At 41.9% G+C, this 15,584-nt stretch carries 14 protein-coding genes; 2 read left to right on the top strand and 12 right to left on the bottom strand.

Annotated features, from left to right (window positions below; all coding sequences use genetic code 11):
• Nucleotides 1-58: 58 nt before the first annotated feature.
• A complete protein-coding gene (locus H8Z82_RS07700; RefSeq protein ID WP_186994812.1) occupies nt 59-943 on the bottom strand; it encodes a LysR family transcriptional regulator in 885 nt (294 codons plus the stop codon).
• Nucleotides 944-1,115: 172 nt separating this feature from the next.
• Here H8Z82_RS07700 and H8Z82_RS07695 point away from each other — a divergent pair, with 172 nt between their 5' ends.
• Nucleotides 1,116-2,450: a sodium-dependent transporter gene (locus tag H8Z82_RS07695; RefSeq protein ID WP_186994776.1), complete on the top strand. Its 1,335-nt coding sequence runs from the start codon at nt 1,116-1,118 to the stop codon at nt 2,448-2,450.
• A 75-nt stretch (nt 2,451-2,525) separates the two neighbouring features.
• Here H8Z82_RS07695 and H8Z82_RS07690 read toward each other — a convergent pair whose 3' ends face one another.
• The 4 genes from H8Z82_RS07690 to clpB form a co-directional block, all read right to left on the bottom strand.
• Nucleotides 2,526-3,527: a cytidylate kinase-like family protein gene (locus tag H8Z82_RS07690; protein ID WP_019162556.1), complete on the bottom strand. Its 1,002-nt coding sequence runs from the start codon at nt 3,525-3,527 to the stop codon at nt 2,526-2,528.
• Between the two features lie 15 nt (nt 3,528-3,542).
• A complete protein-coding gene (locus H8Z82_RS07685; RefSeq protein WP_186994774.1) occupies nt 3,543-4,982 on the bottom strand; it encodes a sodium:proton antiporter in 1,440 nt (479 codons plus the stop codon).
• A 498-nt stretch (nt 4,983-5,480) separates the two neighbouring features.
• Complete coding sequence (locus tag H8Z82_RS07680; RefSeq protein WP_008706656.1) at nt 5,481-5,654, bottom strand: DUF4250 domain-containing protein; 174 nt, start codon at nt 5,652-5,654, stop codon at nt 5,481-5,483.
• Entirely contained in the window at nt 5,655-8,246 is a 2,592-nt protein-coding gene (gene clpB / locus H8Z82_RS07675; RefSeq protein ID WP_008706657.1) for an ATP-dependent chaperone ClpB, read from the bottom strand.
• Nucleotides 8,247-8,445: 199 nt separating this feature from the next.
• On the opposite strand from clpB, the gene H8Z82_RS07670 reads away from it, so the two are divergent.
• On the top strand, nt 8,446-9,006 hold the full coding sequence (locus H8Z82_RS07670; protein ID WP_186994772.1) for a helix-turn-helix domain-containing protein: 561 nt from the start codon (nt 8,446-8,448) through the stop codon (nt 9,004-9,006).
• 157 nt (nt 9,007-9,163) lie between these two features.
• Here the strand turns inward: H8Z82_RS07670 and H8Z82_RS07665 are convergent, their stop codons facing one another.
• The 7 genes from H8Z82_RS07665 to H8Z82_RS07635 all read right to left on the bottom strand — a co-directional run bounded on the left by H8Z82_RS07665 (nt 9,164) and on the right by H8Z82_RS07635 (nt 15,573).
• Complete coding sequence (locus H8Z82_RS07665) at nt 9,164-10,015, bottom strand: SIR2 family NAD-dependent protein deacylase (RefSeq protein ID WP_186994770.1); 852 nt, start codon at nt 10,013-10,015, stop codon at nt 9,164-9,166.
• 4 nt (nt 10,016-10,019) lie between these two features.
• On the bottom strand, nt 10,020-10,229 hold the full coding sequence (locus H8Z82_RS07660; RefSeq protein ID WP_243176421.1) for a hypothetical protein: 210 nt from the start codon (nt 10,227-10,229) through the stop codon (nt 10,020-10,022).
• Nucleotides 10,230-10,334: 105 nt separating this feature from the next.
• Nucleotides 10,335-11,234, bottom strand: a complete 900-nt coding sequence (locus tag H8Z82_RS07655; RefSeq protein ID WP_243176420.1) for an SIR2 family NAD-dependent protein deacylase — start codon at nt 11,232-11,234, stop codon at nt 10,335-10,337.
• A gap of 171 nt (nt 11,235-11,405) precedes the next feature.
• Nucleotides 11,406-12,317, bottom strand: coding sequence for a radical SAM mobile pair protein B (locus H8Z82_RS07650; protein ID WP_019162581.1), 912 nt, complete (start codon nt 12,315-12,317; stop codon nt 11,406-11,408).
• Nucleotides 12,305-12,460: a hypothetical protein gene (locus tag H8Z82_RS07645; protein ID WP_243166609.1), complete on the bottom strand. Its 156-nt coding sequence runs from the start codon at nt 12,458-12,460 to the stop codon at nt 12,305-12,307. Before H8Z82_RS07645 ends, H8Z82_RS07650 begins: the two co-directional genes overlap by 13 nt.
• Nucleotides 12,461-12,547: 87 nt before the next feature.
• On the bottom strand, nt 12,548-13,138 hold the full coding sequence (locus H8Z82_RS07640; RefSeq protein WP_118408337.1) for a hypothetical protein: 591 nt from the start codon (nt 13,136-13,138) through the stop codon (nt 12,548-12,550).
• A complete protein-coding gene (locus tag H8Z82_RS07635) occupies nt 13,135-15,573 on the bottom strand; it encodes a glycoside hydrolase family 3 C-terminal domain-containing protein (RefSeq protein ID WP_186994769.1) in 2,439 nt (812 codons plus the stop codon). The genes H8Z82_RS07640 and H8Z82_RS07635 overlap by 4 nt, the downstream gene beginning before the upstream one ends.
• Between the last annotated feature and the right edge of the window lie 11 nt (nt 15,574-15,584).

Genomic DNA, 15,584 nt, shown 5'->3' with positions numbered 1-15,584 from the left:
ATTTTCAATTTGGAAATATTCAATTTTATTTTGCCCGGCTAATATTTTATATTTCTTTCTATCTCTGCATGACTTCTTTATAAAATTCTATAAACACATTAATTGCCGGAGACCGCCATTTATTTTTATGGAGCAGCAGCTGTGTCCATACAGTTACCGGGCAGCCGGCAACATCCAGTCTTTTAATCTGTCCGTCTTTCACATATTTCTCCGAAATGAAATCTGGAAGGAAGGAAAGCAGGCTGCTGTTTTTTACCAGTTCACATATCTGGAGCGGATTTCCGATTTCAAGAACCGGACGGATTTCCAGTGATTGGGATGCAAGGGTTTCATTCAGTATTTTTCTGTAACTCATGGCTTGTTCTGTTAACACAAACTCATTCTGAGAGATTTCACTTAATTTCCATGAGCAGTCTGTAACAGAATTGTCAGCCGCTGCAATAAAATGAACCTGTTCTTCCTGTTCCGCGCAAATAATAAAATCCGAATCATAAATATGCCTGTCCAGAGTAAAAACCAGATCTGTTTCGTTCTTCCGCAATTTATCAAACATCTGCTCTGTACCGTTTTCTGTTATCTCCACTTTTATTTCCGGATACTGATGATGAAAACGCAGAAAATCATTTTTAAAATATCTGCTGCAGACAGAACTGGACATAGACAACCGGATCTCGCCTTCAATGCTTTCAGCCGAATTCAGCGAATCAAGCATTTTCGCCTGTGCCTTCAGAATGTTTCGAGCCTGCTGCAAAACTAAAACTCCCTTTTCCGTAAGATTGATTTTATGATAATAACGGTCAAACAGCCTGACATCAAGTTCCTTTTCCAGTTGTTTAATCTGTGAAGAAACTGTAGACTGCGTATATCCCAGTTCTTTTGCAGCAGCCGAAAATCCGGAATATTCACATACTGCAATAAAAGTTTTTAACACATTTGTATCCATTTCTCGTTCCTTTCCCATATTTTTTTCAATGTTTCCCATCGAAGCGCAGAAGCGTTATTTTTCTTATATAAACGATATTTTCAATAATATACAACAAAACAATCAATTTTACAAATATTGTTTTTTATCTTATAATATCTCTTATATGAACTTCTGAAGGGAGCGTTATCTTATGAAACGTGAACAGCTTGGAAGCCGGCTTGGCTTCATTATGCTTTCCGCCGGCTGTGCCATTGGCTGCGGAAATGTGTGGAAATTCCCGTGGATGTGCGGGCAAAATGGCGGCGGCAGCTTTATGCTGATCTATCTTCTGTGTCTGGTCATCCTGGGAATCCCAGCTCTTGTGTTGGAATTTTCCATCGGAAGAGCGGCTCAGACAAGTCCCCTTTTCATGTACCGTAAGCTGGAAAAACCAGGACAGAAATGGGGAATATTCGGTTGGTTCTGTCTGATCGGAAATATTGCCCTGATGGCATTTTACACCGTTGTATGCGGATGGATCATTTATTATTTTGTCCAGTTTCTCAGAGGCCGGAATTCTTCACTGGGATTTTCAGCCATGATATCATCCCCTTCTGTGAATGTATTCTTCTTACTGGTCACTGTAGTCATTGCATTTTTCATCCTTTCCTTCAATCTTCAGGGAGGACTGGAGCGTGTCACAAAATATATGATGCTTGCACTGCTGGTACTGATGCTTTCCCTTGCTGTACATAGTCTTTTCCTCAATGGAGCAGGAGAGGGAATGACATTCTACCTCAAACCGGACTTCTCAAAGATCAACGGTTCCGTGGTTGTAGGTGCCATGAACCAGGCATTCTTCACCTTGTCTACCGGTATGGGCGGTATGGCCATCTTTGGCAGCTACATTGGCAAAGAGCGTTCCTTAATGGGAGAAGCTGTTCATGTGATCACTCTGGACACACTGGTTGCTTTTCTTGCAGGCGTTATTATTTTCCCTGCATGCTTCACCTTTGATCTGGAAGTAAACGCAGGACCAAGTCTTCTGTTTGATACAATGGCAGCAGTTTTTAACAATATGTCTGGAGGACGTATCTGGGGATCCTTATTCTTCCTGTTCATGGTATTTGCAGCTATGTCAACCGTCCTGGGTGTGTGCGAGAATATCCTGGCAATGATCCGTGAACTTACCGGCTGGTCACGTCCAAAGGGCAGCCTGATCTGTGGTACAGGAGTCTTCCTTCTGGCACTTACCACTGCTCTTGGTTTCAGCGTATTCCACTTTCAGCCATTTGCTGAAGGAACTACCTGGCTTGATTTCTGGGATTTTATTGTTTCCAACAATATTTTACCCCTTGGTTCTCTCGTCCTTGCACTTTTCTGCTGCAATAAATTCGGATGGGGCTGGGATAACTTTATCAAAGAAGCCAATACAGGTAAGGGCTTAAAGGTACAGAGCTGGATGAAACCGCTCTTCCGGTTTGTGCTTCCAATTATGATTGCCTTTATCTATATTTATGGAATGTTCACATTCAACTGGAAATAAAAAAGAAAAATAAGCTCCGTGGATCAAAACTTCTATCCACAGAGCTTATTTTTTATCCAACCATCATTTTTAATTTTAGTGAACCTTCTGATCCAGCATTCTTTGGATCAGCTCAATGGTATCCTTCAGTCCATAGTTGGCACTGTTGATACACAAATCATAGTTCTCCGGTTTTCCCCATTTCTCACCGGTATAAAATTCATAATATTTCTTATGCTGCTTATCCATCTGTTTCAGGAAACGTACTGCCTGCTTCAGATTCATATTACGGATATCCATAACGTGCTGCACACGAACCTGGAAGGGAGCACTGATAAACAGACTGATATGAGGAATATGATTATTCTTAAGAATCGCATCTGCGCAACGTCCCATAATCACACAGTCTTCACTCTTTGCCAGTTCACAGATCAGATCACTCATATTGAAAAATACTGCATCCTGCTTCGGAAGTCCATGATAACGATTGAATTCCCTGAACCAGGTTTTCAGATCTGTGTGTTTTTTCTTTCTGTATTTATCAAATCTTTCAAAATTACCAGTATCACTGACTGCATTTTTGTCTGCCTGCAGACGCTTCATAACCTGATCAAAAATTTCTGCATCATAATAGTTGATCTGAAGCTGATCCGCCAGTTCAAATCCGATATCATTACCGCCACTTCCCTGTGTACGACTGATACAGATGATCAGATGGTCATTCTCTGAAATCTCGTTCTGGCGTCTTGCGATCAGATTATTCAGACTGATACGCGCTTTGTCTACAATATCTGTCTTCCCAAATGTATCAGGAAGACTTTCGATCTCTTTCAGAATACTGTCATACTCTATCATAAGGCGTCTTCTCTCGCTCTTATCCCTGATAGTACGGGCCATGTTACTGATCAGCGCCAGCTCACTTCTGAGCAGATGTCCGTCCGGCTTGGTATACATCAGTGCTGCCAGATGACGGATAGTTGTTTCTTTCTGTCCTGTAAATGTACGTCCCAGAGAGGAACCCACACATTTATAAACTTCTTCATCCAGGTTATAAATGCGTATTGCAAGTTCTTTACATTTTTCCTGATTATCCTGCATAATGATCCTCCCTCCTTATAAAAAGAATACAAACATATCGATAATAAACACCGGAACCAGAAATACAACAGACCACAGCATATATCCGAAGAATGACGGCATCTTCACACCATTCTCATCAGAGATTGCCTTTACCATAAAGTTCGGGGCATTTCCGATATAAGTGTTGGCACCCATGAATACTGCACCACAGGAAATGGCAGACAGAATCTTGGTAGGTACAGTTCCCAGTGTGGTTGTGATTCCATTTGTAAATGCCAGCGTTCCTGCTGTTGTAAGGAATACCAGATAAGTAGGTGTGTTATCCAGGAAACTGGAAAGCGCACCGGTTGCCCAGAACATCTCTGCCGGTTCAGTAACTCCCAGATTTGGTCCTACAGCTTTCAGAAGCATCAATGCGGGCTGCATAGTGATAAAAATACCGATGAATAAAACCGCAACCTCCTGGATCGCACCCCAAGTAAAATGGTTTCTGATACGAATCTGCTTATCTGTTGTCTTAAAGGAAAGAAAAGCAGCAAGCAATATGATTACAATTTCAATCAGTGCCGGGAATGTCAGGGTTACTTCTCCAAAAAGATGAATGCCTCTTACATTGCCTGCAGCATCCTGAAATGCGGACATTCCCGGAAGTACACCGCTTAAGATTACCGCGCCAACGATCATCACAAGGAAGATAATATTGTGCAGTCCATCCAGACGGAACTGAGTACCCGGTTTACGGATATCCGGTTTACGTCCATTTGCAATATCCTTTCTGTAGGAACGTTTATCAATCTGATAAAATACAAACAGCAAAATGACCATATTAAAGATCAACACAGGGAACAGATGCAGACTCCAGAAGAATGGAACGCCTCGCATAAATCCCATTAACAGCGGCGGATCTCCGATCGGGGTAAGACATCCACCCATATTGGAAACCATGAAGATAAAAAAGATCATAATATGTCCTTTTCTCTTTCTCCATGAATTCATTTTAATTACCGGACGTACCATCAGCATACTGGCACCCGTAGTGCCGATACAGCTTGCCAGAAGGGTTCCCAGTGCAAGCAGACCTACATTAACACGGGGGGAACCTGCGAAATCACCCTCCATGGTAATATTACCTGATACGCAGAACAGGCCGAATAACAGAATGATGAATGTAAGATAATCATTCACAATACAGTCCAGAACTGTCTCTGCAGTCTTTCCGGCTCCATAAACGAAAGCAAATGGAATGACCATCAGAATGATCCATAAGGCAACAACCAGTGGCTGATGAGACTCCCACCACTCCGCTTTTACCAGAGGCATCACTGCAATACATAACAAAAGCCCTGCAAAGGGAATGCAAAGCCATACAGGTACTGTAGATGGTGCTTTACTGCCCTCTGCCGCAAATACACTCAACGGACAAGCCAGAAGAACTGCAAAAAAAGCACCCAGTACGGTCACCAACTTTTTCAAAACTGCCACCTCCATATTTTATTTTTTCGCTCAATGCAGATATAGCAGTCAGAAAAATGGTTCGACTTGAAACAGGTGTTTCTTCCTATTATAAATGCATTCGATTTTTTACAGATGCAATTATATCATACAGCATGCAAAAATCAATTGTAGGGATATTGAATATTTATACTTTATTTCCTATTTTTTTATGCATTTTTAACATATTATCTGATAAATTTCGTTTATTTTTTAACAAGATAATCTGTTTTTCAGCTATTTTCCACTCCGTCTTATATATTTTTTTAAATTGTACTGATTTTGAAACACATAACCCAATAACAGCTCCACAGTTTATTACTTTTTCGCAATTAGCACAGTAAACTTTCTTATATAAGAAAGTTTACTGCTTGCAGGATTCTCCGCCTGCGACGGGTCGCTTCAGCGACATATTTCCTATAACACGAAAAATGCTCCCCGACAGCAATTCCCGCTGTCAGAGAGCATTTCGCATATTTCTTATATGAACTGATTGGTTGCCTCATCATACTCATAGTCGATGGAATGCATCTTCGCCACCAGTTCGTCTTTCTTCAATCCTCTGCATGTGCAGAGTGCTTCCAGGGAATCATAGTAATCCCTGAGCTGAGTATTCACATAGCTCAGCAGAATCATTGGATCTTTGGGTATCATTTAGTTTCCGTCCTTTACCGTAACAATGAATTCCCCATTCTGAACATCCAGCACCAGAGTATCACCTGCGTGAACATCTCCGGACAAAATCTTTCGTGCCGCAAGAGTCTCCACATATTTCTGCAGATAACGTTTCAGCGGACGTGCACCATATACCGGGTCATAGCCATTCTCGATAACCTGATCCTTGGCTGCATCTGTCAGTTCCAGGGAAAGCTCCTGGTCTGCAAGACGTTTGTCAAGCTCGCCGACCATCAAATCTACTATCTTACCAATATTAGATTTTGTCAAGGGCTTAAACATAATTATTTCATCCAGACGGTTCAGAAATTCCGGACGGAAATGACCTCTCAGGTCATCCATAACCTGACTCTGAGCCTCAGGTTTAATCTCTCCATTCTCATCAATCCCATCCAGCAGATACGGAGAACCGATGTTGGAAGTCATGATAAGAATTGTATTCTTAAAGTCAACAGTACGTCCCTGAGAATCTGTGATACGGCCATCATCCAGTACCTGCAACAGTACGTTAAACACATCCGGATGTGCTTTCTCAATCTCATCGAAAAGTACAACACTGTATGGTTTACGGCGAACAGCCTCAGTAAGCTGGCCGCCCTCCTCATATCCTACATATCCGGGAGGCGCTCCGATCAGTCTGGATACAGAATACTTCTCCATGTATTCACTCATATCGATTCTGACCATATTCTGTTCATCATCAAACAGATTCTCTGCTAAAGTCTTGGCAAGCTCTGTCTTACCTACACCTGTAGGACCAAGGAACAGGAAAGAACCGATTGGTTTGGTCGGATCCTTGATGCCGGCTTTAGAACGAAGGATTGCATCTGTAACCCTCTTCACACCTTCATCCTGGCCTACAACTCTCTTATGAAGCTGATCTTCCAGAGTAAGGAGTTTCGCTCTCTCGCCTTCTGTCAGTCTTGTTACAGGAATACCAGTCCATCTGGAAATGATCCTTGCGATCTCATCATCAGTAACTGCCTCATGTACCAGACTTCTGTCACTTTCTTTGACACTCTTTTCTTCGATTTCCAACTGCTGCTGTAATTTCGGAAGTTCACCGTACTGTAACTGTGCAGCCTTCTCCAGATCATAATTCTGTTTTGCTTTCTGGATCTGCTTATTCACATCCTCAATCTGCTCACGAAGCTTCTGTAATTTCTCTACAGAATGCTTCTCATTATCCCACTGTGCTTTCTGGGTATTAAAGGTATCACGAAGCTCTGCCAGCTCCTTCTGAAGTGTTTCCAGACGTTCCTTACTCAGGTTATCTGTCTCTTTCTTCAGTGCAGATTCCTCGATCTCCAGCTGCATGATCTTACGGCGCTGTTCATCCAGCTCTGAAGGCATGGAGTCCAGCTCTGTCTTGATCAGGGCACAGGCCTCATCCACCAGGTCAATAGCCTTATCAGGAAGAAAACGGTCTGTGATATATCTATGTGAAAGTGTAGCTGCTGCAACCAGCGCACTGTCTGTGATCTTAACACCATGGAAGACCTCATATCTCTCCTTCAGACCACGAAGGATGGAAATGGTATCCTCCACTGTAGGTTCATCTACCATAACAGGCTGGAAACGACGTTCCAGAGCGGCATCTTTCTCAATATACTGACGGTACTCATCCAGAGTTGTGGCACCGATACAGTGAAGCTCACCTCTGGCAAGCATAGGCTTCAGCATATTGCTTGCATCCATGGCTCCGTCAGTCTTACCTGCACCGACGATCAGATGTAACTCATCAATGAAAAGAATGATGTTTCCTTCACTCTTCTTTACTTCTTCAAGGACTGCTTTCAGACGTTCCTCAAACTCACCTCTGTATTTGGCACCTGCTACCAGAGCACCCATGTCCAGGGCAAAAATCTTCTTATCCTTCAGACCTTCCGGCACATCCTCTGCCACGATTCGCTGTGCAAGGCCCTCGATTGCTGCAGTCTTACCTACACCAGGCTCACCGATAAGTACAGGATTGTTCTTGGTCTTACGGGAAAGGATTCTGATGATATTACGGATTTCCTCATCACGTCCGATCACAGGATCCAGCTTCTGGTTACGTGCCTTTTCAACTAAATCCTCACCATATTTATTCAAAGTATCATAAGTAGCTTCCGGATTGTCACTGACTACACGCTGATTGCCTCGTACTGTAGAAAGTGCCTGCAGGAAACGTTCCTTAGTAATACCAAATTCCTGAAACAGCTTCTTCATGCTTGGACTTGGATATCTTAATAAAGCAAGGAAGAGATGCTCTACAGAGACATATTCATCTCCCATTGCCTTGGCTTCATCCTCTGCACTGACCAGAGCCTTGTTCAGATACTGTCCGAAACGAAGCTCACCGCCGGATACCTTAACCTTAGCATCCAGTGCCTGATTCAGAGAATTTCTGAAATAATCTTTATCTATCTCCATCTTCTCGATCAGTTTAAGAATCAGGCTGTCTTCCTGTTCCAACAGAGCATATAAAAGATGCTCCTCTTCAATCTCCTGGTTGCCAAACTGATAAGCAACCTTCTCCAGATCCTGGACAGCCTGTACGGATTTCTGTGTGAATTTACTGATATTCATAGGCTAACCCTCCTCTTATATGAGAAATATCTCTCCCGAAGGAGAAATATGTTGTTTTCTTTGTTCTGCATGTAATATAACATATGTTATTAGCACTGTCAAGAGGTGAGTGCTAATTCTTTTGTGAAGAATTTGTTAACGCTACGAACCATCGCTGATAGTACAATAGAATTATCAAATAGAAAGCAGGAAATCTGATATGACGATTGGTGATAAAATAAAAAAAATCCGGACATTCCGGAATATGACACAGGCAGAACTCGGTGCAGCTCTCGGTTGGGGCGACAAAGGTGCAAACCGTCTTGCTCAATACGAAACCAACTACCGGGTTCCCCGTAAAGATCTGGTTACAGAAATGGCTAAGATTCTGGATGTGAATCCACTGACACTGCATGAACCAACTACAATGAATGCTTCTGAACTGATGGAAATTTTGTTCTGGATTGATGAATTTAATCCCGGCATGATCAATCTTTTTCAACTAGAAACTTATCCAGGCGAAAAATCAAATTCCAATGACGATACCTCTAGACTCTACCACAATTCCGATAGTTGGCCTGCTCATCCACCTGTTGGCATGTGGTTTAATTATGGGATTCTTCATGATTTTTTGAAAGAATGGACAATTAGAAAAGAAGAACTGAAATCCGGCGAGATTACCCAAGATGAATATTTTAAATGGAAAATCAACTGGCCACAGACCTGTGATGATTATAGAAAACGAAAACCGTCAAAGCAGTGGCGATGCTCAAACGAATAGAATTTAGCGAAACTTAGCAAAACTTAAATTTATTATATTTTTCTCTTTAACTAATGGAAAAGGCACTGAAAAGCCAATATTTCTACGGTTTTCAGTGCCTTTTTTGCATTGTCCATTCAGAAAAATTAATTGCCCAAATAGAAATATATAAACAACCCTATAGGTTCTCTCTTGCCAGACATATTTCTTTCAGCGCTTCCCCAATATCTCCATCTACCCCGATTGACTTTCCGGCAATTGCTGAAGGAATATAGACTTCTCCTTTATTGAAGGTGATATAAACTGCTTCAGGTTCAGAAGCAGCAAGGCTCATGAAAGGCTCTTTGATCATACGGTTTCGCCATCCCACGCCCAATTCCAGGATCGCTAGTCTTTTACCATGATATTTCTTAATAAAGTTCTGATAGTCTTGCATTTTCTTTTGGAACTGTTCGGTCTGAAAGAATGCATTGCTGTTTGCCATATTGACCGTAACTGGCCCTCCACAGCAGAAACAGCAGGGGACCAGTTCTGAGGGGATCTGTCCGTTTTTTTCAGCTTTCGCCATTTTGAGAATTTCATTCTGGTTTTCGTAAGGATCTGTTCCGCATCCATTCTGGCACCGGGACTGGGTGAGACGGCCTTCCATCTCAAAGACTTTATCCCTGTCAAATCCTGCAGGCACGAAATGGTCCTCGCCATTGGAGGTCACAATAAAATAATCTTTGGAACCAACCAGACGATACAGATCCTCCATTACAGGACCGGGCTGTTCCAGATAACATTTCCGGCTGATCAGTCTGCTGAAAAATGCCCATTTAGATTCTTCTGTAGGATACTGAAAGAATAATCCCTGCAGTATGTTTCTGATCCCGTATCTGCTGCGGAAATCTCCGAAATCTTTCTGAAAGCAGTGATCATCTGCAAAAATATTGTATCCTTCTGAAATAGATAATCCGTTACTGGCGCCGATGAGAAGAGCGTCTGCTTCCTGGATAGCTTTATAAATATTTCTGAAGTTTTCTTCCATAATGTTATTTCTCCTTTTCCAACTGTATCCGAAGTTCCTTTAATATATCTGCCAGATCGCCTTGCAGGTAAAGACTTCTCCCTTTTAAATGTTCCGGAGTAGAAGAGGCTTCCTGGTTCAGACAGACGTAAAACACCTGGCTGTTACGGGCCGTCATGTCCCAGAAAGGCAGTCTGATCACCCCCGGTGTCATCTCTCTAATCTTTTCCGGCAAGTACAGCCTTAAGAGCCAGATATAGCTGACCTGTAGGCAGATGCCACATACTGTAAATATATTTTGTATAGTAGGCCCATTGCTGTTCCAGGGATGTCTTTGTGACTATGCTTCTCCATGCTCCTTGTTTTCCTCTTTCTTTACCCTCACTGCCTCCTGCAGCACCAGGGCAATGTCTTCTTTGATAGCCAGCCCCTTCTGTTCTATTTCTCTAGGAAGAATGGCGTCCTTTGGATTAATGGTAATGTAAAACGCCTTAGGCAGGGAGTATGTGAGATTCCAGAAAGGTTCCTGGATAAACATAGGGGTCATTCGTCCTACGCCCAACTCCAGAAAAAGAATCTTCTTCTCTTTATTCTTTTCCAGAAATTCGTTGATTTTCCGGTATTCGTCTTTATACTTGGCACCTTCCAGAAATGTATATCCCCGTACCCAGGGCTCCATCTGGGCTCCGCATTTGGGACAGCGGGGGATCATTTTGGCGGGGATACACAGATTCTCGTCAATAGCTGCATTCATGGCATAGACCATATCCTTGTTGTAATAAATCTGGTCATGACATCGGCGGCTGCACTGATAATAGCGGGAATCACCCTGGATGGCGCTTAATTTTTCTTCGGACACCACACGGGTAAACTGGAAGTCCTGATTGGTGGTCATAATATGATAGTTTTTACCCTCAAGGAGTTCCATGAGATCGTAGTAAGGCTGTCCTGTAGGACACTCATATTCCATATAGCCCATACGTACAAGAAATGCCCAGTGAGCTTCCGGGGAAGGATAATGATAGTAAAATCCGTTAAAGGCTCCGGTAAATCCATATTTTTTATGGAAATCCCCCAGATATTTCTGAAATATCGCATCATTCTGATAGAAAAAATTATAGCCACAGGAAGCGGACATGCCGGCTGCTGCTCCTACCAGAATGGCTTCAGCAGAATTAAGTTTATCTAATAAGGTCCGGGCATTTTTTTGATATGCATTTTCAAAAACAATATTTTTCATTGGCTGCATGGTTGACTTTCCTTTCTTGTATTGTTATTATTAAAATTACATCAAAATTGTACCATGTTAAAATATAAATTACAAGAAGAAAAAGAGCATCTGACCAGTGCCCAGATTGCAAAAGTTGTTTCAGTCTCTTGAGGCACCTCTTTTACATCTCAACTTATTCAATCATTTTTTGCGCCGCCCTGTATTTTCCGATCCCCGTACTTCTTCATGATAGAAATAGTCCACGATTACAGGATGGCCTGGCTCTGCGCGGCCATAAGGCAGTTCGTTGTCTACAAAAGGACAGTCGTATTTTTGGGACATCTGTGCTGCCTGGTTTTCCAATGCCCGAAAATAGCTTCGATCTCCCTTGCGATAGATTTCATCATACAGGGTAACAAGGTGGGGATAACATTTCTGAATATAATCCAGGATCTCCTGTTTGAAACCACCGCGGAGATTTAGATTTTCTAACCATACCAGGTCACACTGATCTTTCACACGTTCAAAAATCTTTTCAAAATCTGTGATGCCCGGAAATACTGGGGAAATGAAACAAACCGTGCGTATTCCGGCTTCGTATACCTGCTTCATTGCCTCAAGTCTGCGGCTGATGCTGACAGCTTGATCCATGTCTGCCTGAAATTTTTCATCTAATGTGTTGATCGACCATGAGACAGTGACTTTTCCCATTTCTTTTAGCAAGTCAATATCCCGGAGTACAAGATCCGATTTCGTACAGATAAGGATTTCTGCACCGCTATTTTTTAACTGTTCTAAAATCCTGCGGGTATTTCTTATCTCCTTTTCCTGGGGCAGATACCCATCTGTCACGGAACCAATCACTACCCGTTGGCCTTTATATTTTCTCGGGTTTTTAATTGCCGGCCAGTGTTTTATATCCAGAAATGTTCCCCACGATTCGGTATGCCCGGTGAACCGTTTCATAAAAGAGGCATAGCAGTATTTGCAGCCGTGGGTACATCCTACATAAGGATTGACAGAATATCCCCCTACCGGAAGACTGGATTTAGTCATGATATTTTTTGTTTCTATATCCCGGATCAGAATATTCTTTTCCATTATTTTTTCCATGCGTTCTGTTCCTCCAAAACCTGGATAAATGCCGAGGGCAGATCCTGGATCATTTGATTATCTCCCATAACGGGAAGTAGATCCTCTTTCATAAACACCGGTTTTGAATCATCTACAATCAGAATTTTTTGTCTTTTATTCATATTTTTTTACCTTTATCCTTGTTGATTTTATGATGTTCCAAATCATATCCGATTGACTACCAGTTTCTAACATCTTGCTATTTTCTTCTATTCAGCCTTCCCCTCTGGGAAAATAATTTTAAACACAAAGAAAAAAATCACCATGGAAACTCCACCTGTAATAATTGTCACAAGCATGTTATAGACTGCCGGTGCCACATATGCAGATGCAACTGGCATCCACAGATTATTAAATCCATTACAGATCAGTGAAATTACCACCCATGCAACAAAATACCAGATTGCCTGATATACAGGATTTCCATGGCTTTTAAAAGTAATATTTCTCTGAAGTGGAAAATTGATACACTGTGCAAGAAATGACCCCAATTCATAACTGATAAAATAGCCAAGTCCACCACCGATCAGTATATTCCCCGTTGCATCACGCAATACATTATACCCCAGCAAACTCCATGTAAATTTTACTCCAAACAGATTCATGGAAACCTTTGGCCACATAAATTCTGTACCAGCCAGACCAATTCCCAAAATCCCTGGTAAAAATGTAAATACCAGATACTGGAATACGGTCACGCCCATACTGAATATAACAAAATAGAATATCTGATAAAGCCATTTTGCAAAAGTAGCATGTTTCTCTTCAAAACATTTCCATATATTTTTTATATGATTCATCTGCACTTCCCTCCGGCTCCTTTTAATAATTTTTCATATTTCTTATTATTTCTTCTGTTTCTGAAATATCCGCCAACTACTTTTTTTACTCCAAGCATAAAGTGGCCATTCACAGCATCGACAATTCCATATACCATTTCCATACTGACTGCCCCGCCGGTCATCTTGGCAATCCCCCGAAACGGCATATTGTAAATAAAAAGAATATTCAGATCTGGCTTTCCCTGTGCCTCACTCTTCTTTTTCATTTTTGTGAGACATCTATATATCAGCCTTGCAAATCGGCTTTTTGCATAATACATCTGACAGATTGCATCATTGATTTCCAGATTTCCACTCCATCTTCTGTTCGGTATCTCATGGCCAAGAAGTTCACGAAATTCCTCATCTGATATTTTCTGCACGATTCCTGTATAATAGTAAGGCATTTTTGCCGGATTATACGGATACCCTTTACTATTTCCAGTTCTCTCAGTCATACCTGTTAAACGAATATCTGCAACACTGGCTCCTACCATAATCTGATAAGTTCCTGTTTCTATTTCCCACTGTCCCGTTTTTATATTCCAATAACGGAATGTCTTATCATCAAAGGGAATCCTGAGCTGTCTGCTTTCTCCTGCCTTTAGATAAACTTTTGCAAAACCTTTCAGTTCTTTTTCCGGTCGGAACACGATTGCATTAGGAAGTCCTACATACATCTGAACAACCTCAGCTCCATCTCTGTCACCTGTATTGGTAACCGAAACTTTGATTCCATCCTCTTCTATGATAAGATCAGAATATGTAAATTCCGTATAGGAAAGTCCAAAACCAAATGGAAACTGCACCCGTACTTTTGAAGTATCATAATAGCGATATCCTACATAAACACTCTCGCGGTATTCCGATGTTTTCTCATTACTTGGATAATATCGGAATGCCGGTGTCTGTTCATAAGATATGGGATAAGTTTCTGCCAGTCTTCCTGATGGGTTCACCTTTCCGGTCAGAATATCCAGTGTTGCAGAAGCGCCTGCCTGTCCATTCAGATAGCCATGCAAAATCGCTTTGCAGCAGGTGTGCCATGGCATTTCTATCGCAGATCCTGCACTCAGTATTCCAATAATATTTTCATTCACTTTACTGATATCCTGCAGAAGATCGATCTGATTCTGTGGAATACGCATATGTGTTCTGTCCAGTCCTTCTGATTCGCTAATCTCATCAAGACCAAAGCAGAAAATTACAATATCTGCGTTCATTGCCAAATTTAATGCAAACTTTCTATCATTCTCATCTACATCTCCATTTCTCTGATAGCCTCTTGTCATCCCTAGAATATTCAGATCATATTGTTGTAAAATCGATGACACATCTTCTACTTTTGTTGGATTGACCATAGAAGATCCTGCCCCCTGATATCTGGGTGAAAAAGCAAAATCTCCAATAACAGCGATGGATTTTTTGGTATCCAGCGGAAGAATCTGTTTTTCATTTTTCAGAAGAATCATGCTTTCTGCTGCTGCTTTCCTTGCCAGTTGATGATGTGCGTTTCTGTCAAAGTTTTTATCTGAAAGCTTCTTCCCTGATGTCAGTTCCATCACTGCATCCACCAGTTCTCCAACTCTTTCATCCAAATCCGCTTCCTTCAGCTTTCCATTTCGGACAGCAGCAATCACTTCTCTTGCAGAATCGTACCCACAGGACGGCATCTCCAGATTTGAACCGGCAGCAACACCTTTCACATGGTCATTGCTTCCGCCCCAGTCTGTTACTACAATTCCATCAAATCCCCAGTCTTTGCGCAGGATGTCTGTCAAAAGATGTTTGTCCTCATTAGCATAAATCCCATTAATCTGGTTATAACTGCTCATGATTGCTTTTGCCTGTCCTTCTTTAACAGCTATCTCAAAACCGGTCAGATAAATTTCTCTTAATGTCCGTTCATCAACAACTGCGTCCATTGCCATTCTCCGAAGTTCCTGACTGTTAACCGCCAGATGCTTCGGGCAGGCATAAACGCCTTTACTCTGTATTCCACGAATATATGACGCCGCCATCTTCCCTGAAAGATATGGATCTTCTGAAAAATATTCAAAATTTCTTCCACATAATGGGCTTCTTTTAATATTTAATCCCGGACCAAGCAGGATATTTACATCCATACTTGCTGCTTCCTCTCCAAGAGCCTGTCCAATCTCTTCCCCCAGATCCTGATTCCAGCTGTTTGCTATCGTCGCTGCTGTGGGGAAACAAGTTGCTTTCAAGGATGCATTCAGTCCCAGATGGTCTCCTGCCCCTGCCTGCTTTCTGATCCCATGCGGTCCATCTGAAAGAAAGATGGACGGGATGGAAAGCCTGTCAATTTCTCTGGTCTGCCAGACAGTTTTTCCACTGAGTATTGCTGCCTTTTCTTCTATTGTCATCTTTTCAACCAATTTTTGCTGTTTCATAACTGTTTTCC

The sequence above is a fragment of the Blautia difficilis genome (assembly GCF_014297245.1).
GTDB lineage: Bacteria > Bacillota > Clostridia > Lachnospirales > Lachnospiraceae > Blautia_A > Blautia_A difficilis.
The sequence above is the reverse complement of the archived record's forward strand: the minus strand, read 5'-3'. Positions and strand labels throughout refer to the sequence as shown.

What these genes read in the sequence shown, in the direction of transcription:
- H8Z82_RS07700 (WP_186994812.1), bottom strand. Translation starts at nt 943, where the DNA reads ATGGATACAAATGTGTTAAAAACTTTTATTGCAGTATGTGAATATTCC.
- H8Z82_RS07695 (WP_186994776.1), top strand. Translation starts at nt 1,116, where the DNA reads ATGAAACGTGAACAGCTTGGAAGCCGGCTTGGCTTCATTATGCTTTCC.
- H8Z82_RS07690 (WP_019162556.1), bottom strand. Translation starts at nt 3,527, where the DNA reads ATGCAGGATAATCAGGAAAAATGTAAAGAACTTGCAATACGCATTTAT.
- H8Z82_RS07680 (WP_008706656.1), bottom strand. Translation starts at nt 5,654, where the DNA reads ATGATACCCAAAGATCCAATGATTCTGCTGAGCTATGTGAATACTCAG.
- clpB (WP_008706657.1), bottom strand. Translation starts at nt 8,246, where the DNA reads ATGAATATCAGTAAATTCACACAGAAATCCGTACAGGCTGTCCAGGAT.
- H8Z82_RS07670 (WP_186994772.1), top strand. Translation starts at nt 8,446, where the DNA reads ATGACGATTGGTGATAAAATAAAAAAAATCCGGACATTCCGGAATATG.
- H8Z82_RS07665 (WP_186994770.1), bottom strand. Translation starts at nt 10,015, where the DNA reads ATGGAAGAAAACTTCAGAAATATTTATAAAGCTATCCAGGAAGCAGAC.
- H8Z82_RS07655 (WP_243176420.1), bottom strand. Translation starts at nt 11,234, where the DNA reads ATGAAAAATATTGTTTTTGAAAATGCATATCAAAAAAATGCCCGGACC.
- H8Z82_RS07650 (WP_019162581.1), bottom strand. Translation starts at nt 12,317, where the DNA reads ATGGAAAAAATAATGGAAAAGAATATTCTGATCCGGGATATAGAAACA.
- H8Z82_RS07645 (WP_243166609.1), bottom strand. Translation starts at nt 12,460, where the DNA reads ATGAATAAAAGACAAAAAATTCTGATTGTAGATGATTCAAAACCGGTG.
- H8Z82_RS07640 (WP_118408337.1), bottom strand. Translation starts at nt 13,138, where the DNA reads ATGAATCATATAAAAAATATATGGAAATGTTTTGAAGAGAAACATGCT.
- H8Z82_RS07635 (WP_186994769.1), bottom strand. Translation starts at nt 15,573, where the DNA reads ATGAAACAGCAAAAATTGGTTGAAAAGATGACAATAGAAGAAAAGGCA.